We start from the raw sequence: 23,292 nt of genomic DNA, 5'->3' as shown, positions 1-23,292 counted from the left end.
TCTATGATTCGTCCAAATAAAAAATCAAATTTATTTTTGCATTCTCCGATTAATATCGTAATATTACGATATTGAATTATGGGACTTACCAAATCAGAAATATTCACCGACGAGCAGAATCAGCTTTCCACTTTGCTGAAAGCAATTGCACACCCTGCACGTATTGCCATCCTGCAAAGAATCATTATATCAAACACTTGCATTTGTGGCGATTTGGTAGGTGAACTTGGCCTGGCTCAAGCGACTATTTCACAACACTTAAAGGAACTAAAAACAGCTGGGATCATACAAGGTACAATTGAGGGTGTTAGTGTTTGTTACTGCATCAATCCTAAAACCTGGAAATTACTGGAAGATCAACTTGGAGGATTTTTGGCTTCTTACAAAGGCGAAACTACCTGCTGTTGACCTTTTTTTATTTACATCAATCGTTAAATTGCAATAATACATTAAATATAATATTATGAAACTATCAGAAATAAAAGAGATCCTGGCTACTTCCGACAGCGTAAATTTTAAACTGGAAAATGGCGCTTTGGTGCCAGAGCATTTCCACGTAACAGAAGTGGGTATCATCACCAAAGACTTCATTGACTGTGGTGGAACGGTACGTCATGAGAAAGTAGCAAACTTTCAGTTATGGGATGCCAATGATTTTGAGCACCGATTAAAAGCAGGAAAACTGCTGAGCATCATTGCACTTTCAGAAAAAGTACTGGGAATGGAAGATTCTGAAATCGAAGTGGAATACCAAGCCGAAACGATCGGTAAATATGACTTGGGTTATGATGGAGAAAACTTCCTTTTAATCGCTAAGAAGACCGCCTGTCTTGCACAGGACAAGTGTGGCACTTCGGTGGAAAAGCAAAAAATAGAATTGGTGAATCTGGCTTCAGGCACCTCTTGTACTCCAGGTGGAGGTTGCTGCTAATTTAATTACGCAGTAGATATGTCGACGAAAACAAAACTTTATCCTGAAATTGAAAGTAAAATCAGCAATTTCAAATTTGATTCCATCTCAGCAGATCGTAAATCAGTATTACAGCCTTTAATTGACTACGTCCAAGAAAAGCACAGCAATGGGAAGGAAATACGGCTCAATTTGATCTGTACGCACAATTCCCGTAGAAGTCACCTTTCACAGGTCTGGGCCCAGACAGCCGCTGCATATTACGGTATTAGAAATGTTTTTTGCTATTCGGGGGGAACGGAGGCCACCGCATTGTTCCCCGTAGTTACAGAAACATTGAGACAATCCGGATTTAAAGTCAAGGTTGTCAGTGAAGGGAATAATCCTATATATGCGATAAAATATAGTGATAACGAACATCCTGTCATTGGCTTTTCCAAAACCTATGATGATGAATTTAACCCTGCAAGCGAATTCGCCGCCATAATGACCTGCTCACAGGCAGATGGGGGCTGCCCATTCATAGTTGGTGCTGAAAAGCGTATTCCAATAACATTTGATGATCCGAAAACATTTGACAATACGCCTCAGCAGGCAGAAAAATACAAGGAAAGAAGTTTGCAAATCGCTACTGAAATGTTTTACATATTTTCACAAATCAAATAGCCATCCATGTCGGCAAATAATTGTGCACCAGCTGCAGAACGTAAGAAACTCAGCTTTTTAGACCAATACTTAACCTTGTGGATATTCCTGGCTATGGCTATTGGCGTAGGCGTGGGATATTTTATTCCTTTTTCAGTAGGTTTTATCAATTCATTTTCAAGAGGAACGACCAATGTTCCACTCGCTATTGGTCTGATCCTGATGATGTACCCACCACTTGCCAAGGTAAGATACGAGAAGATGGGAGAAGTCTTTCGCAAAACTAAAGTTCTCGGCATCTCGCTAGTCCTAAACTGGATTATTGGCCCTATTCTCATGTTTATACTAGCTATTGTTTTTTTACACGATTACCCTGAATACATGATTGGTCTGATCCTGATCGGCCTGGCCCGATGTATCGCAATGGTTGTGGTGTGGAATGAACTTGCAGAGGGAAATAGGGAATATGCAGCGGGTCTGATTGCCCTAAACAGCATCTTTCAGATATTACTGTATAGTGTGTATGCTTACCTGTTTATCACTGTGCTTCCACCACTGTTTGGTATTAGTGGCTTAGCAGTAAACATCACCATTGTAGAAATTGCAAAAAGCGTAGGCCTTTACCTGGGTGTACCCTTTGCTGCCGGGCTGATCAGTCGATATGTGCTGATCAAATTAAAAGGTGAACATTGGTTCCAACAGAAGTATATTTCATTTATTTCGCCCATAACCCTTATCGCACTATTGTTTACAATTGTAGTAATGTTCAGTTTGAAAGGCGAACTGATTGTGCAGATACCTTTTGATGTAATCCGTATCGCCGTTCCGCTGATCATCTATTTTGCCATCATGTTTATAATCAGCTTTTTTGCAGGAAAGAAAATGGGTGCAGATTATTCGCAAAGTTCCTCCATAGCTTTCACTGCTGCCGGAAATAACTTTGAGCTAGCGATAGCAGTAGCTATTGGAGTATTTGGTATCAATTCCGGTCAGGCATTTGTTGGAGTGGTTGGCCCATTAGTAGAAGTACCTGCGCTCATTGCACTGGTAAACCTCGCTTTCTGGTTCAGGAAAAAATATTACAGTTAAATAAAAGCACAAAATGACATCAACCTGGATATAAAACTCATCGCTGAAGAGACTGTAAACAATTTACGGTTATTGGACGAATTTTATGAAAAAGGGGATGTAGAGGCTAAAAGATACCTACTAGGGATGTTATAGGATCAAGGCACTCAGATAACAGAAGACAGAAAATGTCATAATTCCTGAACAAAGGTAAGTTAATCGAATACTGGATGTTTTTCCACTACCAAAAATCTCTACACCTACAGTTATAACTAAAGTAATAGCACTGACAATAAGAGCCGTGTCTATAATCTGATTCAATTTCATATTGATAAAGTAATTGTTATCCTGCTTTAGATTCAATATGCTCATTTGAAAGTAAGCCTTGGATTTCATCCCATTGTTCCCAAAAAGAGCTTAAAAAAAAGAAATGTTGTTTTGGGTTTTCGGTTGAAACTAAAGTGTAAGTGTCCTTAACATCATAGATGTTAAAGGATTTGTCTTTTTTGTTATGGATACCTTTTTCTAGTTTATATTCCTTTATGTTTAACAAATAAGAATATTCCTCTTTTCCGTATGTTCCGTATCCAGTAATGCTAATTATATCTCCATCAATTATAATTGATTTAGCGAGGTAAGGATGAAATTTTATTTTCCTTACAAATGCCAAAACTGGAGCTGCAAACATAAAGAGGTATGAGAGTATTAAAAACATTATATCCCTTTTTTCAATGGTGTCTATCCTTGAATAAAAAAGAACGCCACATATTATTGCTATAATACCAGTAACAATTAATGATCCAAGGCTCTTCTTAATTTGTTTTTTTATGAGGGTATCGCCCTCTAGTGAGATAGTATAAGAGTGATTCACGCTAATTTTAATTTGGTTAGAAACAATAATAATAAAATCTGCAAATAATAACAATTTTATGAAGTGCTTTATTTTGCTAAAAATATTAGTAATTTTGTTGGTGTTATGGGGCAACAAGATTTTGATTTCGAAGCAGCCATATTAATCCATCTTAAAAAATGGCTATATGGTAATAAGTATTTATTGGATGGTTTAAGGTATCCAGATGCTTTTTTTATTTGGGAGGGAGCCGAATTGAAGGTAAATCTGAATGTACTTAAAGAAGAGTATGTGAAGAAATTTATAGTGCAAGATTTGGATGCTTATTGCAATAGGATGGTAGATGTTATATCTAAACTGATATCACAATTTCTAGCTGAACATAAATTTCCTTCTATTAATCTTAATGTGTTATTCGTTTACTATGGCAAGCATAAAAGCAGTTTATTGAAAATAGAGCCTTTAAGACAGTTTCCAAAAATGAAGGTATACAGGTAAATAAATCGTGCATTTTTAATTATACCTATATTGTAGGGTGATTCAAGGTGATTGAGTAAGGTTTAAGGCTTGCTTCCTTCTTAATTAGTCTCACCAACAGATGGAGAAATGACGCTAAAAAGCTGTAATTATGGAAGAAGTAAATTTTGATTTGATATTTAGGTTTGGATGTGAAAAGTGGTTGAACAAATTACGTAATAAAGGTTCTATCCGATTAAACACTGTTAAGTTTTTTCAAGATTTGAAAATTAATAAGCAGGGAGATAGGAATGAAGGTATTTCTTCAATACAAACTATTTTATTCGACACTTTAAATTTGAAAAATGGTGATTTAGCAATCGAGTTGGAAAACGTATCTGGTAAGCTAAAGAAAAGAGATATAAAAGGCAATTTATATTGCGTGTATGGTGCAAGACAGGAAGACCTATGGAGTTTTTATGAAAAGAAAATAGAGAAGCTAGTTTCTGAAAGTGCTATTGAGTTCAGTACTCACTTTTTATGCATTCATAATGCTAAACAATTTAATCAAAGAATACAAAATGAATTAATTAGGCGTGGTTATGAATTCGATTTTAATATTGTTAGATATAATGACTATACAAAAGATCACAGAAAACTAGATATTTTTGATAAATCAGATGAATTTTCTGATCAGAAAGAACTTAGATATTGGTTGAAAACTGAGGGGACAAGCCACATTGATGTTGAAATAGGGTGTATAAAAGATATTTCATACAAAGTATTTACCCTTGATGAATTAAAGACGATACAATTAGGTTATACTGAATCAGATTTTAAAAAAATGTTATAAATCTTAAAGCGCACAATGCGCTTTTACTTATCGGATAGGAGGTGTGATAAATTGAAACTGGTCATTGCATTTGGTGTTGGCCAAGTAATCGACTTATATTCTGAGTAAATCATAGAGTAAATAGCCTAAAAATACCCTGAAAAATGAGTGTTTTCAATAGGTAAGATACTCAATCTATTCTGAAAAATAATAAAAAGCTACGTAGGAGTAGAATAAAAAAGGTTTTTATGTGATTTTACTCTGCCAAAAGTCTGCCAAATTCCCGAAAAATTCGCCCTTTTGGACATAAAAAAACCCCTTTAAAGCTATTTAAAGGGGTTTAAAACTATCTGGGTCATTTATGGTACAAATTTCAACTCGTTTTATTGCTGATTTGAAGCGGTTGGCAGATTTGAAAAGAAAAATGGATGAAATTGATGAGTTTGGAACGATGCTAAAAAGTTAAACTATTTTAGTCCACGAAAATGATTTTATATCGTCTGAAATTCATCACCACTGGGGATGTTGCAACATCCCTAGTAGTGATGAATTATTTTAATTAAGTCAGATATTGCTCTAAATCATCTTTCCAGATCACAAATCCATTTCGTTCATCCGAATAATCATGTAAAACGCGGCTGAAATTTATCGGTACTGATTGTAAAAATGCAAATCTCCCGTCATTTCGAATCTTATTAAGATCTTTATCAACATTATGAAGCGCATTTTTGAGCTCCGAAACTTCTTTTGAGGTATGCCATATATAAGTAGCCTCATCCGTATCCAGTGTCTCCATTACAATATGATATTGCTCCTTTCCAGCTAGAAGAAAAACAAAAGCAAACGGACTTAACACAAATCTTATTTTCAATACATTTCCAAGATGTAAGTCTGATAAATATCTTAGCTGTATTTTGTGCCGATAATTACCTCTAATCAATACATCCTTTAATAATTCTTCTCCGGACTCATATAATGTCTGGTTAGCATCACCGACGCTAAGCTGGAACATTTCAACATTCTTACCTAAAAGATTTCCTTTTTTAAATAGATTCTTTTCAGCAAAACGAAAACGCACGCTGTCTACAACTTCACGATTCAATTTTTTCATGTCCTCGCATGTTGCTGATTTTCCGACTATAATACCTTTCTCTATAACTATACAGATAGCTACCGTAATTGTTTTTGTATTCAAAAATTTCTCAAAGTACGACTTCAGCACATCGAATTCCGGGCGCATATGGAGATTCTCAATACCAAATGAAACCTCTTGTTCTATCTCCTTTATAAATTCACAAAAGACAACCCCGCCATATAAAAAGTCAAGTGATTCAATGGCAACTTTAATATTCCGTTCAATGATTTGATCTTTAAAAGAACTTGTTAAATCACCTACTGGTTCTACCTTTTCATCAACTTCGATAACATCGTCAAATAATGTTCTATGCCGTATCAGTTTTTTGTAGTAAACGTTTCTTTTAAGAAACATCGCATTTAAATAATCAATCTTAATATCCCTGTAGTCATAAATCACCGGAGTTAGTTCAGAACGCTGTACACGACCAATATATTGAATCAGTTTACCTTCGAAAGAAAATGGGTAGACTAAAAATAAACATTGGGCATTATGAAGATCGGATCCTTCTCCAAAAAATTGTCCAGTTGTAATAAGTGCCTGGTAATTACCCGTCTTCAAGATCTTCCATTTAGCATTACGACTGGATTCCGAATCGTCGCCACTTAATGCAACTGTTTCAAAAGATTGTTTTAGATATTGGTGTAAAGTTTCAATATGCTCTTTTCTCTCGGTGAGTATAACCACTCGTTTTCCCGTACTCAATTGAAAAGTTACGTCCTTTAAAATCAGCTTATTTCTTTCAGAATCATGAATAAGTACATTTGATAGTGTTTCAAAGCGATCTGTTTTGGCATTGTACGCTACATTCAATGTTGTATTTCTGATAATAATCTCAGGTTGTTCCGATGCTCCCTTGTCGCTAGATTTCATTTCTGAAATGACCTCTCCCAGATGTACAGAAATCAATCTGTCATCACTATTTTTCCGAAAAGGTGTTGCAGTAAGACCATATAAATAGTAAGAATGGAAAAGTGATACCGCATTTTTAAATGTTTCGGCAGCAATGTGGTGACACTCATCAACAATAATAATTCCAAAGGCACGAACCAGTTGGTCTGCTCCTGGCTTTTGTAATTCTTTGCCCAAGCTTTGTATCATCGCAATTGTGACCCGTTTCCCTATTTTTGTTTTACCTTGTCCTATCCTGCCAATATCCTGCTTTGGAATTCCCAGGAACGCTTCAATTCTTTCTGCCCATTGGTCTGCCAATTGATTACGATGTACGACAATTAGTGCAGGCTGCTGTTTATCCGCAATGATTTTAAGACCAACTACGGTCTTTCCAGAACCAGGTGGTGCGACTATTATACCTATGTCCTTTTTAGATGCAGCCTCTACCGCAGGCAACTGATATTCCCTTAAAGAAGCATGAAATGAAAAAACCGAAGGAGTAAGTAATTTCCGATTATCTTCCAGCTGATATTGAATATTATTTTTAATGCAATAAACCAATAACTTTCTAATAAAACCTTTTGGAATGATAGCGTATTCATTTACTTCCTCAATGAACTTAAAATATCTTTTTGTTCCAAACGTACTCCTGCCGCTATTCTTTTTAATGATAAAGTCTGCATTGAAAAAATTAAGTTCATCCTTCAGAAAAGACGCCAAGGCAGTACTTATTCCATTTCGATTGATTTCAATAGTATTTGACAACTTAATTACAAGCTTTCCAGGTTCAATAATGTTTAAACTTTTAGAACTGGTCAACGAAAGAAATATTTGGTCTAAGTCATTAATAGAAATTCGGCGAATGCTGCTTAAAAACTCCCATTGATTTCTATAAGGGAGGGCTGTTTCTGACTCAATGAAGCAACTGTTCCCAAGTTCCGATGCAGGTTTATACAAAGGTAAGGCAATCAGATTTCCAAATCCTTTGCCTGAATGTTTATCTTGATTGGGGAATAATCTGTCAAAACTAGAGTTTTTATCAAAAGTAGAGACTACTCCTGCGCGTTCTAATAAAGTAAGTACAATTATCCTGCTTTTGAAAGCAGGGTATGGTTGGTTGAAAAAGATCCAAACATGTCCACCTTTACCACTACGCGAACGTTCCAGATAAGCAGGGATATTGTAGTTTGCACATATAGCAATGAAACTTCTACAATCTTCCAACCAACTATTTTTATCAAAATCTGCCGCTATCAACCAAGACGTATTGTCTTGTAAAAGTGGATACAATCCTGTTAGCTGTCTACCTTCAAGATGCCTTTGAATCTGATCGTCAGTCAAAGGAAGATAATTTGCGGTCTCTGAACTATTGGGGTTTGTACTTTTTTTATAAACCTTGCTGATATAAGGATCATATAATTTAGCAGGCATGTAACCACTTTTAGTTCCTTTTGACCAATGAATAGCATAAACATCTTCGCGCCCTTTAAATAAAGACCTGTATAATAGTAGATTGTCCACTGTTGAAATTCTGAGATAGCAAATTAAACAAAAATAGAATGATTACCCTTTGTAATATATCAAAATCCATTCTATCATCAGCACCCATTTTGTTTTAAATTTTAATAATACGTATCTTTATATCATGACTACAATGACCATACAAGTTCCTGATGCTCTTGAGAGAGAGCATGATGAAACAACACGCCTTATTGCAGCCAAGCTATACGAAGCAGGTAAGCTTACTTTAAGACAAGCCGCTGAAATGTGCCAAATGAAAAAATGGGATTTTGCTGAAATCCTAATCAAATACGACGTGCACTACCTGGACGAAAGTGCAGCTGAAGATCTTGAAACATTTAGGCATGCTCATACAGGATAAAATTGTCATTACCGATGCCAGCTGTTTCATTACGCTGGACAAAATAGATGGTATGCATTTGCTCCAATCCTTGTACAAACAAGTAATAACAACTCCTGAGATAGCTGCTGAATTTGGTAAAAGACTACCTAATTGGGTTGATGTAAAAGCCGTGCAGAATCGTGATTTATTATATAATTATGCTGAAACTGTGGACATAGGTGAGGCCAGTGCGATGGCGCTTGCATCAGAAATCCATGCTGACCTACTCATTATAGATGATGCAGGAGCTAGGAGATTTGCTAAAAAGCTTGAACTTAACATCACCGGAACCGTTGGTGTTATACTTAACGCAAAACTTAACGGTATCATTCCTGCAGTTAAACCATACATTGTCAAAATACAACAAACTAATTTCCGGATTTCTGATTGGTTAACTACACAGATTATTAAAGACGCTGGAGAATGATCGCGATCTAAACCAAGGATCTCCTATTAAACTGATCCCTGATTTCATTTCCCCAACAATTCCGCTTAATCCCAACATTTGGGATTGATCCAACTTTTGGCATTTAAGGTTGCAGGACATTGTGTCCCTTTTTTGTGTCCCCGAAACGCCCGCAAACAAAAAAAGCAGCCTTTTCAGACTGCTTTTCAAAACTTGGGGTGGCCCCACTTACTTCTGTCGACGGATTTTATGTACGATTTAACGCGTCTAGCGAACCTAAAGGGGAAAATGATGGAGATTGATCCGCAACTTTCAGAGAGAAATTTGGCTCTTTAGTGTATTTTAGTCGCATGCGCATAACTTCAATCAATTTTATCTCTAGTAGAGAACTTTTAAAGTTCTCTACTAGAGACTTTTTCAATTAAAAAGTCTCTAGTAGTCTAGTAAGCTTTAATTTAAAATTATGATTTAGATTATTGAATTTTCCAAGAAGCGTATGCTTCATCATTATAACGCCCTAATCCACCACCATTAGGATAACTATTGTGCGAAAACTGGCTGCAAGCGGCATTAATCGGTTCTTTCTTAAAAGGAATATGTATTGCCTTAGCTGTGCCATTTTCAATTCTAGATTTGAGCGCCGATGGCCAAGTATTTGAAAAAGCATTCGGATTACGGATAGCCCCGTCATAATCAACATAAGCAATTATTAAAGGTATTTTACATACATCTACAGCATATTCTATTTCAAAGGGCACCCAATCAGTATCGTGTTTGGTTGTCTCACCAATAATTAAAAGCATATTTTTGCTATTATTAAGTCGCTCCTTTAAGCTTCGTCTTAATGTTTCTTTTGAGCTAGTGTCACGCACTGCTGCAGTTTTATCGTGACTGTTAACAATGCTGAAACAATCATCCCCTTTGCCGCACCAGGCTTTGATTAGATTATAATATTTGATATCGGAGTCGAAGGGTACATTTGTCCCATTTGCGTGAAATGCTATATACGTTCCGTTTCTGTAAGCCATTTTATTAAAGTCTAATTTGGTTAAGGTAAATAGTGATTTAATAGATCTTTAACTTCAAATAAATTGATATTAAAGTTTTCGGCATCGGTTGGATGTATAACGATGATCAATTTACTACTGAAAATATGCTGTTCCGATGCCTTAGTGAAAGATTGGGCAATTCTTGCTATTAATCGTTTTCGGTTTGTTGTTATCCGGCCTCTGCCAGTCCCGATCAAAGGCAAAACAATTGGCTCATTTTCACCCTTTGCGATAATAAATTCCCAAAGCTCCTCTGTTGATTTAAGCACATTTTCGAGGGTAGTTTGAGCAGTATTATTAACGTTTAGATCAGACATCGCCAGCAGATAGAAAATTTCCGAGGCAATATCAATTCTGACTGTTGTACCCATTGGATATTTTTTGTCTTTACCGCTAACCTTCTGATAATGGATTGAGGGTATATTTGCCAAATCTTGATCCAATTTCTGATCTAAAACCTGTATCTGCTGTGGATAGTATTTATTTGTAAACTGCCCTTGAAGGCTGTTTGCAGCAATGACACCATTAGCTATATCCGTGTCGAAAGTTGTATTTGTACTAATGACTTTCTGGCCTTTAATTGCGAACAAATCTCCAATGCGAACTTCTATTTGAAGATCCTGGCTTGAATGTTTATAGATGATCCTGGAAATTGGTGGCCTGGTAATTATGACAATTAGGATAGAGATAAAGATCAGTATTATAAAGCTGTAAGACGGAAGTGTTGTCGAATTAAAGACTTTGAAAAAATCCATCATCTCAAACAACAGCCATACAGCACCCAGCACAGCAAAAAAAGTTTTAACGCCATCGACAGATAGCAAAGCGTATTTCCAATAAGAACGTGTTCTGATAGACTGCCAAAAATATTTCAAATGTTTGTTGGTTATGGTTAACTAAGTAAGCTACCAGCAATTACTCAACTCACATGCCATTTATAAAAAATACGAAAATGAACTTTATATACTGATTACTTGTCAGTTAGTCAAAGTGTATTCTAGAAAGCTCTGACAAAATGCCATCAAATCGCAATAATGTATTATACCCACAATATTAATCGTTTCAGTTTATTAAAATAGTTTTTCCACCACCATTTGGCAGCAACTAATGTAATACTATTCATTATTTGAGATTTATTTAGTGATATTTTTGGGGATCAAGATAAATCTTAGTCCTGTATAAGCTAGGTTTAATTTTACTTTATAACTAAAATAAAGAAGGATTACGTTAAGAGTGTTTATATTAGCACCCTAAGTTTTAATCTCTCACAATGAATTTTTTCTTACGCATCTTCAAAACAATAAATTTAGCAGACATCTTTACACCAAATACTGTTGCTAAATTGACCTATGTAAATCGTGAAGTTATAGAAAGCGATCTTGCGAAATACATAGATATGCCTGGTAAACAAATTGTAGTTTATGGGCACTCTGGTAGCGGAAAAACAACCTTGTTAAATCATCAGCTTAGCTCATTAAAAAAAACAATAATTAAGGTTCATTGCGAAAAAAAGACAACATTCGAGGACATAATCCTACAAGCATTTGACAACTTAAATCAGTTCTATCTTACAGAAACTACATCTAGCGAAACTCACAAAATTAGCACAGAATATAAATCTGACTACAAAGCCATTTCTGCAAAGATTGGTAGTGAGCAATCGTTAACAGAAAGTTCCAAACTTGTAAGAATAGTACCACCCCAGTTGACCCCTCAAAAACTAGGGCAATTTTTAGGGTTAGCAAAATGTATCCTCGTCATTGAAGATTTCCATAAAGTTGCGGATAAGGAAAAACAACGAATAGCTGACGTGGTAAAAATATTTATTGATGTCGCAAACGATTACCCAACTGTGAAGATAGTTTGCATTGGGGCAGTTGGTACTGCCAGAGAGCTGATTGAACTTGATAATAATTTGAATAATCGTATTGCGGAGGTTTTTGTGCCTTTATTGTCAGATGAACAGATAACACGAGTAGTCGAAAAGGGATCGGAACTACTAAATATCAAAATTGGTAAGGAATTGACTGAAAAAATAATCTATTATTCTAACAACCTGGGATCCGTGGCACATCAAATTTGCTACGATATTTGTTTTTATAGTGGCATAAAAAAGATGCGCTTAACGAGAAAAGAACTTAAGATTAATGCTTTTAAGGATGCTGTAAATTCTTATGTTCGGAAGAATTCAGACACTTACAATAAAATATATGATCAGATTATCAACAAACATTGCGGTTGGAATGTATTGAAAAAATTCGACAACGCTGAAAAGGAATTTTTATCTTTTGATGAAATTTTCGAAAGTATACCAAAAGCTAAGAGTTTTTCGAAAGATGAATTGATCGACCTTCTTAGCCTATTTATTTCGCCAGAATTTGGAGAAGTATTGAGGCATGACAGAGTTTCAATGAAATATTCAATTTCCACCCCTTTCTTTAGAGCCTATCTAAAAATGAAGCTTGCGCTTGAAAAATCGGAAATGAACGAAAGAAACAAGAAAAAAAGCCAGAAAAGAAATAAAAAGTTTGCAATAGAAGATAGCGATGCTAGCGTACTTATTTATGATAAAGAATTTTTCGATACATACTATCAACATCTTGATACCTATTTAATTCGAAAAATCCATTTAAGGAATGAAATAATTTCCAATGTTAAAAGACAGAACGATCAAAACTAATGCAAAGAACGATCAAAACTAATGCAAATTGTTTGATTGTTCAAGGTTAATGCTCCTGCCTAGACGGCTTTCTAAGTAATAAAGGAGATAAAAGTCTCCAAGATTAAGTAATGCCTTGCGATCAGATATCTAATTCATTAGAAAGGGTATTGAGCTAGCTTGTATAAACCTGTAAATGAACATTGCCGACAGTATGTAAATAATGTGCTGTTGTTCCCAGTATCTGAAGTATATCCGCAGATGCCCCCGCTTTAGCCAACCCTGGTTGTACAATGTTTATATGAAAGCGAAGTTCTTTAGTCCATTTGGCTGCATTAAGCAAATATTCCATTTCATCCTCTGTGCCTTTTACCAACCTCGAGCACTGCTGTCCATTTCGCGTCTTTATCTTCCGCTTGAACAGATGCTCAAAAAATTCCCTACCTGGGCGATACTTCCAGTTCAGCGATTTCTGTGCCTGTCCACAGACTTGATAAAAATTCTCAATGTTGTTCCCAACCAGACCGTTTCTGGCATATTTCAAATGATATAAATGAATGTCGATATGGCTCGCAGAATCATTGATACCGATAATATCAGCAATCTCGCCGCTGCCATCGTCATCATAGATTATTTCATATTGATTTCTGATCTGTTCAATAAACCGATACTGAATCGAATTCTGCAAATATGGATGAATCCCCTGCGATTCACGCGAAAGATTTACGCCAACCCACTGTTGGCTAATGATCTGATCCAATGGAATATGATCTGCTTGCTTTCTCAATTTCACATATTGGTTTTGCATAAGTTGACTACCGTCTGCAAACCAGAAAAGTGGCGTCATATCCCTAAGATAGTCGACCAAATGTTCAGTTTTTGAACCACTAATGATCTCTGCCGAAATGTTGCCTACTTGTAGTATGTCGAAACTTGGCACCATCTCCCCATTTAATTGCGCCATTCCAAGTACTAACTCAAATTCAATGGTATGTAGCTCGCTCGAGATAGAAAAGCGGAGATGCTCTCCTTGATGATCAACTATATCGATATCCAACTCCCAAAGATATGATCTAATCCCATTTAAATAGATTTGATATCGGCTCTCCGAAAACTTGTACATCTCCGGATTCCAATCAACCGCAGTAGCTGTGACGGCTGGCCGTGAGTTGATTGTCTCAACTTGTAACGTATGCTCCAATACAGTATTGGGGTTGATATCAGCATTATTGATAATATCCCCGACAGTCCTACACCAAGCAGTAAGCTCCTGTAGATTACCTCTTAGATATGACCATACCTTTCCTTTGACAGAACATCCTAATGAAACTTTGTTTCCGTCTTTATAACCTACCCCAAAGATGTTGTTTTTGATTAATGTGCCTTGTTCAAGCATGTGCAAACCATCTTGTACACCTTTTCCATAAAAGGATTGGAAGCTAATATCACCCGGCACACCTTTTCTAGCACCAACATTAAAGAGTGATAACCTGTATACTTCATGAAAAATACGAAACACGTTCATTCCCGTAATTTTTACCTGATTACCTTCAAATATCTCGTCCACCAATGTTTCAGAAGAAAAATTCTTTATGGATGTATTGACAAAAACCCGGTTGATTTCAGGTCGCAAGTCCCAAAAAACCACAATCATATCCCAAGTAAGGTCTTGAACCGTATCAAATCCACCCCATTCAACTCTTGCTACTTTACCCAAAATAATAACCAAAGTATTTTGTTCTGCGTTATAATCCGAATATTGGTGATCATAGGTATTAAGATTATTAATACCCTCTCTCCAATTGTTCGGATTCCAGGTATCACCATCATTTTTATAGACAATAGTACTTAGTGCTGGGCTGATGTTCTGGAACGGTATTATTGAATCTTCTAAATGATTAAATCCGTCCAAAAAGTTCTTAAAGTCTATTTGTTGTTGTTCAGCCCCTTCACTCAGCATAGGTAATAAGAGATTCCAATCGGCATCCTTTGCATAGAGCTGATCAAGTTCATCTTTAATAGGAGGATAAGCCATATTAGTAATGAAACTTGCATTTCCTAACTCATTATAACTTGTTCTTGTAAAGCGTCCAATGAATTGCAAAGTAATAGGTATACTCTGACGTTCATCGTGAATAGCACCAATCTTAAGTTCCGGAAGGTCGAATCCCTCTCCTAACATATCAACGCAGATAATGATAGAATGTTCTTTGGCTTTAATATCCTTTATGGTGTTTTTTAGTCCAGGTTTGTTATTATATACTACAACCGGGTTAAGATCAGCATGCGGTGAATAGTACTGGAAGACCTCTTCCGCTCTATCCTTAGTCATACATCTGGCTAATATGATGTGTGGGTATCCATTTTCAATGTCTGATCTAAGTGTAGATACTGCTTTATCAGCAATCATCTTATCTGCTTTAGAACGGTCATATTCTCTTATTGGCAGAAATTTGATCTCTTTATAATAACGCTGTTCCTGAGCCTTTCGAAGTGGAAAATTAAAAATAAACTTTCCCTTAAGCCTTTTCCCATCGTTCCTATAAGGCGTGGCGGTAAAAAGAAATACTTTATGCTTAGCAAAACGCAAAATAAAATCCTGCCAAGTAGTCGCTTCAGAATGATGTGCCTCATCAACATAAAGATTCGAAAATTTCTCTGACATTAACGCTTTTTGTTCTTGGGTAGCACCAGAGGCTATAGCCATCGTAGTAATGACTACATTGGATCGAGATATAAATTCTTCCAGGTCTTCAAGAGTGCTCATTCCTGAAGTTAAAATTCCCACATGTGGGTTGATGGCTTCATTCCCTACAACACCAAAGCGTTTTAATAAACCATAAGTTAGAAATTTTTCAAAAAGCTGTGTACGCAATGAATCAGAGGGAACAGTAACTAATAATTTAATTGCTGGGGTTGCAACCATTGAACAGATCATGGTTTCTGTTTTTCCAGTTCCAGTAGGCATAACTACTATACCAATATCATCACCACTATACTGGTGCGCAAGAATAGAATGTATAGCCCCAAGCTGTGGGGTACGAAGTCCATCAGTGTTGTTTTCGGTATCTTCCTTAATAAAATTGAAACTCTCCGACCATGATGTAGTAACATCTTGTGGCGTCGACTGCACAATCGATGGGTGTTTAAGCCATTCTATCAAATTCAAATTCTCAGCTTCAAAATCCCTTCTTGTAGGGACTCTTGAAGATAATAGCACATAGGAATGGTCTTCAGAAACAAAATCTCTATTAGTAGTAATTACGAAATGCCTATCCTCACTGTTGATTATAAACGGATCTCTACTCTCTAAAATGCAGTTTTCAAGAACAGAGTTTTCACCGCAATATTGGATGATCTTATTGCCTCCAGTATTATACAGTATATTGAGGACTTTTGGAAGTTTTGTATTAATCATGGAGCTCAAATAGATAACTTACTAATATAAAGATATTCTGACACTTACAGACTGATTCAGTAAATGTAAAACCTTATTTGTGTAACACATTACGGATTCCCGTAGGATGCTTGTTAAATAAACTTATACCTACTAGAGTATTCCCCAATCTAATATATCTTAACCTTGCCAAGATTTGGCAAATGCCCATCGCTGTATAATCATTGCAAGAAAATTAAATTATGAAAACAGCAATTTTATACCTCCGTGTAAGTACCGATGAACAAGCAATGAGAGGTTATTCATTAAGAGCTCAGCAGGAGCTGCTAACTAACTACTGCAAACTGCATGGCATTAGCATTTTAAAGATTTTCACAGAAGACCATTCTGCAAAATCTTTCAAACGACCAGAATGGATGAAGCTCACTACCTATTTGCGTAAACACCGGTCGGATTTCCTCCTCTTTACCAAATGGGACAGATTTAGCCGCAATACCTGTGATGCTTATCAGGTGTTGGCAAATCTAAAAAGGATGGGAACTAATCCACAGGCGGTAGAACAGCCCTTGGACTTAAATGTCCCTGAGAACAAATTAATGCTTGCATTGTACTTGGCTATACCGGAAATCGAAAATGACCGACGAAGCCTGAATACCCAAATGGGCATGAGGCGTGCAAAAAAGGAAGGACATTGGTCTGGTAGAGCACCACTAGGTTATAAAAACAAGACCTACGAAGATGGGAAGAAATATATTGCGCCAGAAGAACCTTACGCTTATGCAATCAAGTGGGCATTTCAAGAACTTTCCTTAGGTATGTCCTCAATGGCAGAAGTCCATAGAAAAGCGTTTAAACTAGGGCTTACCTGTAGCATTAACAACTTTCATTCGCTTGTACGTAACCAGATTTATTGCGGCAAAATCAGGGTTCGTGAAATAGATGGAGAAGAAGAGCATATGATAAAGGGTTTACATGAGCCATTAATAACCGAAAGGTTATTTAACAAAGTTCAAAATGTATTGAAAGGAGAAGTCAAACCTAAAAGATCTGCAATTGCTACACCAGAAGATTTACCTCTTCGAGGTTATTTGAAATGCCCTAACTGCCATAGGATGCTTACAGGAAGTGCCTCTAAGGGCCGTAAAACCCATGTTGCTTACTACCATTGTAAATCGCCATGCAAAGCCAGGTTCAATGCAAAGCAGGTTAATCAGGATTTTATCGAAGAACTAAAACTCTTCAGAATTGCAAAAAGGGATCAGCCAAAATTCTTACAAGAAATTATAACCACTTATAACGAAGTGAGAAAAACGGCTTCCTCTTTGAGACAGGACTGTATAGATGAATTGCATATACTAGATGATCAGATTATTAATGCTAGAGAACTTTTGCTCGTTGGAAAGATCGAACCATCCGATTTTAAAATCTTGAAAATGGATTACGATAATAAATTAAGTGCAATAAATCTTCGACTAACAGCACTTAAAGAGCGATTTAAGGATAAAGTTAATATTCAGCCGATGGTTATTAATGCAATAAAAACGCTCTGTACTCTGCCTCGTCTTTATGAAACAGCTACAATTGAGGACAAAAGATACCTAGTAGAGACAATTTTTAATGGAATGCTGATTTACGACAAAGATGGGTATCGAACCACAAATCTCAACCCGATTGCAAAGATAACCTACCTGAAAAAAACAAGGAGTTAAAAGGTCATAAAAAAGGGGAAAAGTATCTTTAAAAGACTCTTTTCCCCAGCTACGGGTGGAATATGGGGCTCGAACCCACGACCCTCGGTACCACAAACCGATGCTCTAACCAACTGAGCTAAAACCACCATGTGTTTTTCAACGCTACAAAAGTACGATTTAAAATATTTTATTCAAATCTTTTTTCAGTTACGCTAAATCTTTTTTTTAATTGATTAAATTTCAGTCAATTAATTTTTAGGGGGAATATAAAAAGCAGCCCAAAAGTTGCTTTTATACCTTAAAAAGCTAGATTTGCTTAACATATGATTGAACTTTATACTGATGGGGCAGCTAGTGGAAACCCCGGACCAGGTGGATACGGAGTAATTTTACGCTCGGGTGCTCACTATAAGGAATTGAGCGAAGGATTCCGTTTAACTACAAATAATAGAATGGAGTTGCTGGCTGTTATAGTAGGCTTAAATGCGCTTAAAAACCCAGGACAGGAAATCACTGTATTCTCAGATTCAAAATATGTTATTGACTCTGTAGAAAAGAAATGGGTATTTGGTTGGGTTAAAATAGGGTTTAAAGGTAAAAAGAATAAAGACCTTTGGATGCGTTTCCTCAATGTATATAAATTGCACAATGTTAAATTCGTTTGGATAAAAGGGCATAATAACCATCCCGAAAATGAACGATGTGATGAGCTTGCTGTTGCTGCATCTAAAAACAGAAGTGCATTGGGCATTGATACTGAGTTTGAAATGGAGAAAGGGAAGTCCTGATGATTTTTAGTAACCAAAATATTTCGATCTAATAGTAAAAGGAAAAACTTCAATAATAACTATATTGTTGGCGTCTTTGTAAAAAGTACACTAAGTAGGCTTTTGAAAAGATAGAATAACAAATGTAACCTAGATAATTTTCAAACTTTAATTAACCAAACATGAATTTATTAAAAAATAGATTTGCTTTAAAACTACAATTTGCTGTTGTTTTATTGGCTTGTCTTGTTGCCTGTAAAAGTGTAAAAACAGGTACATCTAATGCTTCTGCTAAAAACCCAGAGGCTAAATTGGGCTGGGAGCTTGGTTCTCAGGCTTATACCTTCAGATTATTTACATTTGCTGAGGCAATTAAAAAGATCGACAGCTGTAACTTAAGATACGTAGAGGCATTTCCGGGCCAAAAGATAGGTGGTGGCATAGAAGGAACAATGGGTCCTGATATGGACGACGCTAAAAGAAAAGCTGTTTTAGCAAAACTTAAAGAAAATAATGTAAAAGTTGTAGCATTTGGTGTTACAGGTGCTAACAACGAAGCTGAATGGATTAAATTATTCGAATTCTGCAAAGCAATGGGTATTCATACCATTACTTCAGAACCTAATGAGAAAGATTTACAAATGATATCAGATCTTTGTGATAAGTATCAGATCAATGTTGCTATTCATAATCACCCGAATCCATCTCATTACTGGAATCCTGATATCGTGTTAAACGCAATCAAAGGAAAAAGCAAACGCTTAGGTGCTTGTGCTGATATAGGCCACTGGGTACGTTCAGGATTAGATCCTGTTGAGTGTTTGAAAAAACTTGATGGGCATGTATTGCACTCGCACATGAAAGATCTTCATGAAAAAGGTAAAGGTGGACATGATGTACATTGGGGAGAAGGTGTTTCTAACATCCCGGCAGTTATTGCTGAGTTAAAGAGACAAAACTTTAAAGGAGCAATCTCTGCAGAATATGAATACAACTGGGAGAGCAACAGTGCTGATGTTGCTGCTAGTGTAGTTAACTTCCGTAACCTTGTATCTAAATTGTAATTAATACCAAACATGATAAAATTATCATTAATGAAACCAATAACAGCATTATCGCTGCTATTGGTTTCTTCATATATAACAAAAGCGCAATCGCCGGAAAAACCTGATGAGAACAGGTTTACCAAAGTTGTGCTTCAACAAAAATTAGAAGAACCAATGCAATTCCAGATTCTTGATGGAGGAAAGGTTTTGTATGCAGAGCGCAAGGGAAAGTTAAAAATATATGATCCTGCCACCAGTAAAATGGATGTAATTGCCGATTTCGCTGTCAGCCGAGAATATGTTAGTAAAACAGGGGAGCGCTCTGAAGGTGAAGATGGATTGCAGGGAGTTATTCTTGATCCTGATTATGCTAAAAACAAATGGATTTATATTTACTATTCTCCAAAAGATGTATCTGTAAATAGACTTTCCAGATTTACATGGGCTGGTGGGAAACTAAATATGGCTACAGAAAAGAAAGTACTTGATGTAGTTGTTCAGCGCGAAGAATGCTGCCACGTTGGTGGAGGTATGTTGTTTGATAAAGATAAAAACTTGTACTTAAGTACCGGTGATAATACTTTTTCAAGATCTTCTGATGGTTTTACGCCAATTGATGAACGCCCGGGAGAGGGGCCACGTGATGCTCAGAAATCGTCTGGTAATACCAACGATTTAAGAGGTAAAATTTTACGTATCCATCCTGAACCAAATGGTTCATACACCATTCCAGAAGGTAACCTTTTCCCTAAAGGAACTCCAAATACACGCCCTGAAATTTACACAATGGGTAACAGAAACCCATGGAGGTTAACTATTGACAGCCATACTGGTTGGTTGTACTGGGGTGAGGTTGGTCCAGATGGTTCAAACTCTTCAGAATCAAGAGGTCCGAGGTCTTATGATGAATTTAATGTGGCCAAAAAGTCGGGCAACTACGGCTGGCCTTATTTTATAGGTAATAACCAGGCGTATCGTTACTATGATTTTGCCACTAAGAAATCAGGTGAGCTATACGATGTGCTTAAGCCGATAAATAATTCTCCAAATAATACAGGCTTAAAAGAATTACCTCCGGCAGTATCAGCTATGATCTGGTACCCATATGCTGCAAGCGAAGAGTTTCCGGTGATGGGTAGTGGTGGTAGGAGTGCTGTGGGTGGTCCGGTATTTCATAAATCTGATTTTGCAAATGCTAAGTATCTGTTTCCTGCATATTATGAGGGTAAATGGTTAATTACTGATTGGGTGCGTGGCTGGATATTGGCTGTAACTTTTGATGAAAACGGCATGTACAAATCTATGGAACGTTTCTTGCCGGAACTTACATTAAGGGGGCCTATTGATATGAAGTTTGGCCCTGACGGTAGTTTATATGTGCTTGAATACGGAAATGGGTACTTTAAGGATAATCCGGAAGCAGAGTTAATTAAAATTGAGTTTAATGGCGGTAACCGTAAACCTCAGGTACAGGTTGCAGCAAATAAAACAGCTGGAGCTTTACCATTAAAAGTTAAATTATCTTCGGCAGGTACAACTGATAGTGATGGCGATGTATTAAAATACGAATGGAAAATTACTAAAGGTGGTGTGTTAAAGCAAACATTTAAAACTGCTAATCCTGAGGTACAGCTTGCAGCAGCCGGTGTTTACAAAGCTACGCTTACGGTTACTGATCCGCATGGCGCAAAAAATAGCAAATCGCTGGAGCTTGTGGCCGGAAATGCAACGCCTGTAGTTAAGTTTAACTTTACAAAAGGAAATTCAAGCTTTTATTTCCCTGCCAGTATAATCAATTATGCTGTTAGTGTTACAGATAAAGAGGATGGAAGCCTGGCTGATAAAAGGATACCTGCTTCTCAGGTTTCTGTAGCCATCAATTACTTGTCTGAGGGATATGATTTAACTGTTGTTGCGCAAAATCAGAATCAGTTTGATGTTTCTGCTCAGTATGCTAAAGCAAAAGCTTTAATCAAGAAAAGTGACTGTAATGCTTGCCATGCTGTAGATACTAAATCTTTAGGCCCATCATTTACCGAAGTGGCTTTAAAGTATAAAGGAGATAAAACTGCAGAAGGAAGGCTTACCAAAAAAGTTATTGACGGTGGTTCAGGTGTATGGGGTGATGCAATGATGCCTGCACATTCATCAATGTCGACCGCTGAAGTAAATTCTATTGTTAAATATGTATTGAGTTTTAGCGAAAAGAAAACTGCACAGAAATCGTTGCCGGTTACTGGTTCTTACACTACAAATGTGCAACCAGACCAGCCAAACAAAGGAAGCTTTATTTTTAGAGCTGCTTATAAAGATCATGGTACCAAGTTAGCTCCTGCACAGTTTGGAGAGGATATTGTTGTATTGCGCCATCCTTATGTACTTGTTAACAATACGGATAACGCTAGTGAAGTTAGCTTTAACGACAATAAATCTGTAGCAACTGCTAAGGTTAAAGGTGCTTATCTGCAACTAAATAAAGTTGACTTAACGGATATTAAGAAGATTGAATTTGTTGGTGCTGATAAGACATCGACAGGTAAAATTGAGGTTCGTATTGATTCACCTGACGGAAAACTTATAGGTCAGTCATCTTCGAAAGAAAGCGGTAGTTTAAATACAGTTGCTGATATTGAATCGCTTAAAGGTAAATACAATGTTTATTTTGTGTTTACAGAGCCTTCTGCTCGCTTAAAAGCAATAAGTATGAAGAACCTTTAGTGTAAATTGATAAAATGTAAAAGGGCGGCAACTTTATAGTTTGCCGCCCTTTTACATTTTAGAGTTTAGCCATTTTTAAGGCGTTTATTTTGTTAATTATCTGAAGGTTAGATTCTTGTTCAGTGCTGATAAGTTCCTTTAATGAAATATTGTTCAATAACTGATCAACTGACATTTGAATCATTTGCCATAAAGAACGAACAGAACAATCTACAGAGTTGGTGCATAGTTTTAAGGCGCCTGAGTAATCTTCACAGAATTTATTGCTGTATAGAGAACCACCAAGAACCTTCATTACCTGATTAATATTTATGTCTTCGGCGGGTTTAGCCAATATGTATCCGCCTTTATTGCCTGGTGTGCTGTTTATGTAACCCGCAAGGCGAAGGGTACGCGTAAGTTTCGCCACGTAAGCCGCAGAAAGCCCCTCTGCATCACTAATCATAGGAATGCTTGCTCCTTCTTTTTCGCCATGTCGGGCGATGTGGAGTAGTATCCTTAAGCCATATTCTTCCTGAGCAGTAATTTTCATTGTTTATTATAATTACATCATTCCTAATTCGAACTTTGCTGTTTCCGACATCATGCCTCTGTTCCAGGCCGGTTCCCAGGTTACAATTACAGTAACCTCATTTACTCCATCAATTTCTTTTACCTTTTGCTCTACTTCTAAAGGGATAGATTGTGCAGCAGGGCATCCGGGAGCTGTAAGTGTCATTACAATCTGTACGTTGTTGAGCGGGGGCAATATCTCTGTTTCATAGATAAGTCCCAGTTCATAAATACTTACAGGAATTTCCGGATCGTAAATGGTTTGCAGGCAATCGATCACTTTCTGTTTTAATTCTTCTTTATCCATGATCTTT

General features: G+C 36.7%; 20 protein-coding genes and 1 tRNA gene. 13 read left to right on the top strand and 8 right to left on the bottom strand.

Annotated features, from left to right (window positions below):
- Positions 1-78: 78 nt before the first annotated feature.
- From CPT03_RS10690 to arsB, 4 genes are read left to right on the top strand one after another with little or no spacing between them, the layout of a single operon-like run.
- The gene (locus CPT03_RS10690) at positions 79-408 is read left to right on the top strand and encodes an ArsR/SmtB family transcription factor (RefSeq protein ID WP_099438846.1); all 330 of its coding nucleotides are present in this window, start codon (positions 79-81) and stop codon (positions 406-408) included.
- 55 nt (positions 409-463) lie between these two features.
- Positions 464-931: a DUF6428 family protein gene (locus CPT03_RS10685; protein ID WP_099438845.1), complete on the top strand. Its 468-nt coding sequence runs from the start codon at positions 464-466 to the stop codon at positions 929-931.
- 18 nt (positions 932-949) lie between these two features.
- Positions 950-1,576 (top strand): low molecular weight phosphatase family protein, encoded by a 627-nt coding sequence (locus CPT03_RS10680; protein WP_099438844.1) that lies wholly within the window; start codon positions 950-952, stop codon positions 1,574-1,576.
- 6 nt (positions 1,577-1,582) lie between these two features.
- Positions 1,583-2,644 carry an ACR3 family arsenite efflux transporter gene (arsB, locus tag CPT03_RS10675; RefSeq protein ID WP_099438843.1) on the top strand — a complete coding sequence of 354 codons (1,062 nt, stop codon included), beginning with the start codon at positions 1,583-1,585 and terminating at the stop codon, positions 2,642-2,644.
- A 322-nt stretch (positions 2,645-2,966) separates the two neighbouring features.
- Here arsB and CPT03_RS10670 read toward each other — a convergent pair whose 3' ends face one another.
- On the bottom strand, positions 2,967-3,494 hold the full coding sequence (locus tag CPT03_RS10670) for a hypothetical protein (RefSeq protein WP_157766406.1): 528 nt from the start codon (positions 3,492-3,494) through the stop codon (positions 2,967-2,969).
- 105 nt (positions 3,495-3,599) lie between these two features.
- Here CPT03_RS10670 and CPT03_RS10665 point away from each other — a divergent pair, with 105 nt between their 5' ends.
- Together CPT03_RS10665 and CPT03_RS10660 are read left to right on the top strand one after the other, a co-directional pair.
- A complete protein-coding gene (locus tag CPT03_RS10665; RefSeq protein WP_099438841.1) occupies positions 3,600-3,971 on the top strand; it encodes a hypothetical protein in 372 nt (123 codons plus the stop codon).
- A 130-nt stretch (positions 3,972-4,101) separates the two neighbouring features.
- Positions 4,102-4,782 (top strand): hypothetical protein, encoded by a 681-nt coding sequence (locus CPT03_RS10660; protein WP_099438840.1) that lies wholly within the window; start codon positions 4,102-4,104, stop codon positions 4,780-4,782.
- Positions 4,783-5,320: 538 nt separating this feature from the next.
- Here CPT03_RS10660 and CPT03_RS10655 read toward each other — a convergent pair.
- On the bottom strand, positions 5,321-8,311 hold the full coding sequence (locus tag CPT03_RS10655; protein WP_410522622.1) for a TOTE conflict system archaeo-eukaryotic primase domain-containing protein: 2,991 nt from the start codon (positions 8,309-8,311) through the stop codon (positions 5,321-5,323).
- Between the two features lie 133 nt (positions 8,312-8,444).
- Between CPT03_RS10655 and CPT03_RS10650 the strand changes: the two genes are divergently transcribed.
- The gene (locus CPT03_RS10650; protein WP_245870024.1) at positions 8,445-8,672 is read left to right on the top strand and encodes a UPF0175 family protein; all 228 of its coding nucleotides are present in this window, start codon (positions 8,445-8,447) and stop codon (positions 8,670-8,672) included.
- Complete coding sequence (locus tag CPT03_RS10645) at positions 8,656-9,120, top strand: DUF3368 domain-containing protein (protein WP_099438839.1); 465 nt, start codon at positions 8,656-8,658, stop codon at positions 9,118-9,120. Before CPT03_RS10650 ends, CPT03_RS10645 begins: the two co-directional genes overlap by 17 nt.
- Before the next feature lie 452 nt (positions 9,121-9,572).
- Here the strand turns inward: CPT03_RS10645 and CPT03_RS10635 are convergent, their stop codons facing one another.
- Complete coding sequence (locus tag CPT03_RS10635) at positions 9,573-10,127, bottom strand: TIR domain-containing protein (RefSeq protein ID WP_099438837.1); 555 nt, start codon at positions 10,125-10,127, stop codon at positions 9,573-9,575.
- Between the two features lie 20 nt (positions 10,128-10,147).
- Entirely contained in the window at positions 10,148-11,023 is an 876-nt protein-coding gene (locus tag CPT03_RS10630; RefSeq protein ID WP_099438836.1) for a macro domain-containing protein, read from the bottom strand.
- Between the two features lie 395 nt (positions 11,024-11,418).
- Between CPT03_RS10630 and CPT03_RS10625 the strand changes: the two genes are divergently transcribed.
- Positions 11,419-12,828: an AAA family ATPase gene (locus CPT03_RS10625; RefSeq protein ID WP_099438835.1), complete on the top strand. Its 1,410-nt coding sequence runs from the start codon at positions 11,419-11,421 to the stop codon at positions 12,826-12,828.
- A 154-nt stretch (positions 12,829-12,982) separates the two neighbouring features.
- Here the strand turns inward: CPT03_RS10625 and CPT03_RS10620 are convergent, their stop codons facing one another.
- Positions 12,983-16,225 carry a DEAD/DEAH box helicase gene (locus tag CPT03_RS10620; RefSeq protein WP_099438834.1) on the bottom strand — a complete coding sequence of 1,081 codons (3,243 nt, stop codon included), beginning with the start codon at positions 16,223-16,225 and terminating at the stop codon, positions 12,983-12,985.
- A 221-nt stretch (positions 16,226-16,446) separates the two neighbouring features.
- On the opposite strand from CPT03_RS10620, the gene CPT03_RS10615 reads away from it, so the two are divergent.
- On the top strand, positions 16,447-17,913 hold the full coding sequence (locus CPT03_RS10615; protein WP_099438833.1) for a recombinase family protein: 1,467 nt from the start codon (positions 16,447-16,449) through the stop codon (positions 17,911-17,913).
- 53 nt (positions 17,914-17,966) lie between these two features.
- Here the strand turns inward: CPT03_RS10615 and CPT03_RS10610 are convergent.
- Positions 17,967-18,042 (bottom strand) — tRNA-His (locus tag CPT03_RS10610).
- A gap of 176 nt (positions 18,043-18,218) precedes the next feature.
- Here CPT03_RS10610 and rnhA point away from each other — a divergent pair.
- The 3 genes from rnhA (at position 18,219) to CPT03_RS10595 (ending at position 22,426) form a co-directional block, all read left to right on the top strand.
- Positions 18,219-18,683: a ribonuclease HI gene (rnhA, locus tag CPT03_RS10605; RefSeq protein WP_099438832.1), complete on the top strand. Its 465-nt coding sequence runs from the start codon at positions 18,219-18,221 to the stop codon at positions 18,681-18,683.
- Positions 18,684-18,844: 161 nt separating this feature from the next.
- Positions 18,845-19,726, top strand: coding sequence for a sugar phosphate isomerase/epimerase family protein (locus CPT03_RS10600; protein WP_099438831.1), 882 nt, complete (start codon positions 18,845-18,847; stop codon positions 19,724-19,726).
- A 30-nt stretch (positions 19,727-19,756) separates the two neighbouring features.
- A complete protein-coding gene (locus CPT03_RS10595) occupies positions 19,757-22,426 on the top strand; it encodes a PQQ-dependent sugar dehydrogenase (protein WP_172954163.1) in 2,670 nt (889 codons plus the stop codon).
- 58 nt (positions 22,427-22,484) lie between these two features.
- Here the strand turns inward: CPT03_RS10595 and CPT03_RS10590 are convergent, their stop codons facing one another.
- Positions 22,485-22,958 (bottom strand): RrF2 family transcriptional regulator, encoded by a 474-nt coding sequence (locus CPT03_RS10590; RefSeq protein WP_099438829.1) that lies wholly within the window; start codon positions 22,956-22,958, stop codon positions 22,485-22,487.
- A gap of 12 nt (positions 22,959-22,970) precedes the next feature.
- Positions 22,971-23,285, bottom strand: a complete 315-nt coding sequence (locus CPT03_RS10585; RefSeq protein WP_099438828.1) for an iron-sulfur cluster assembly protein — start codon at positions 23,283-23,285, stop codon at positions 22,971-22,973.
- Between the last annotated feature and the right edge of the window lie 7 nt (positions 23,286-23,292).

The organism is Pedobacter ginsengisoli (assembly GCF_002736205.1).
Taxonomy (GTDB): domain Bacteria; phylum Bacteroidota; class Bacteroidia; order Sphingobacteriales; family Sphingobacteriaceae; genus Pedobacter; species Pedobacter ginsengisoli_A.
The sequence above is the reverse complement of the archived record's forward strand: the minus strand, read 5'-3'. Positions and strand labels throughout refer to the sequence as shown.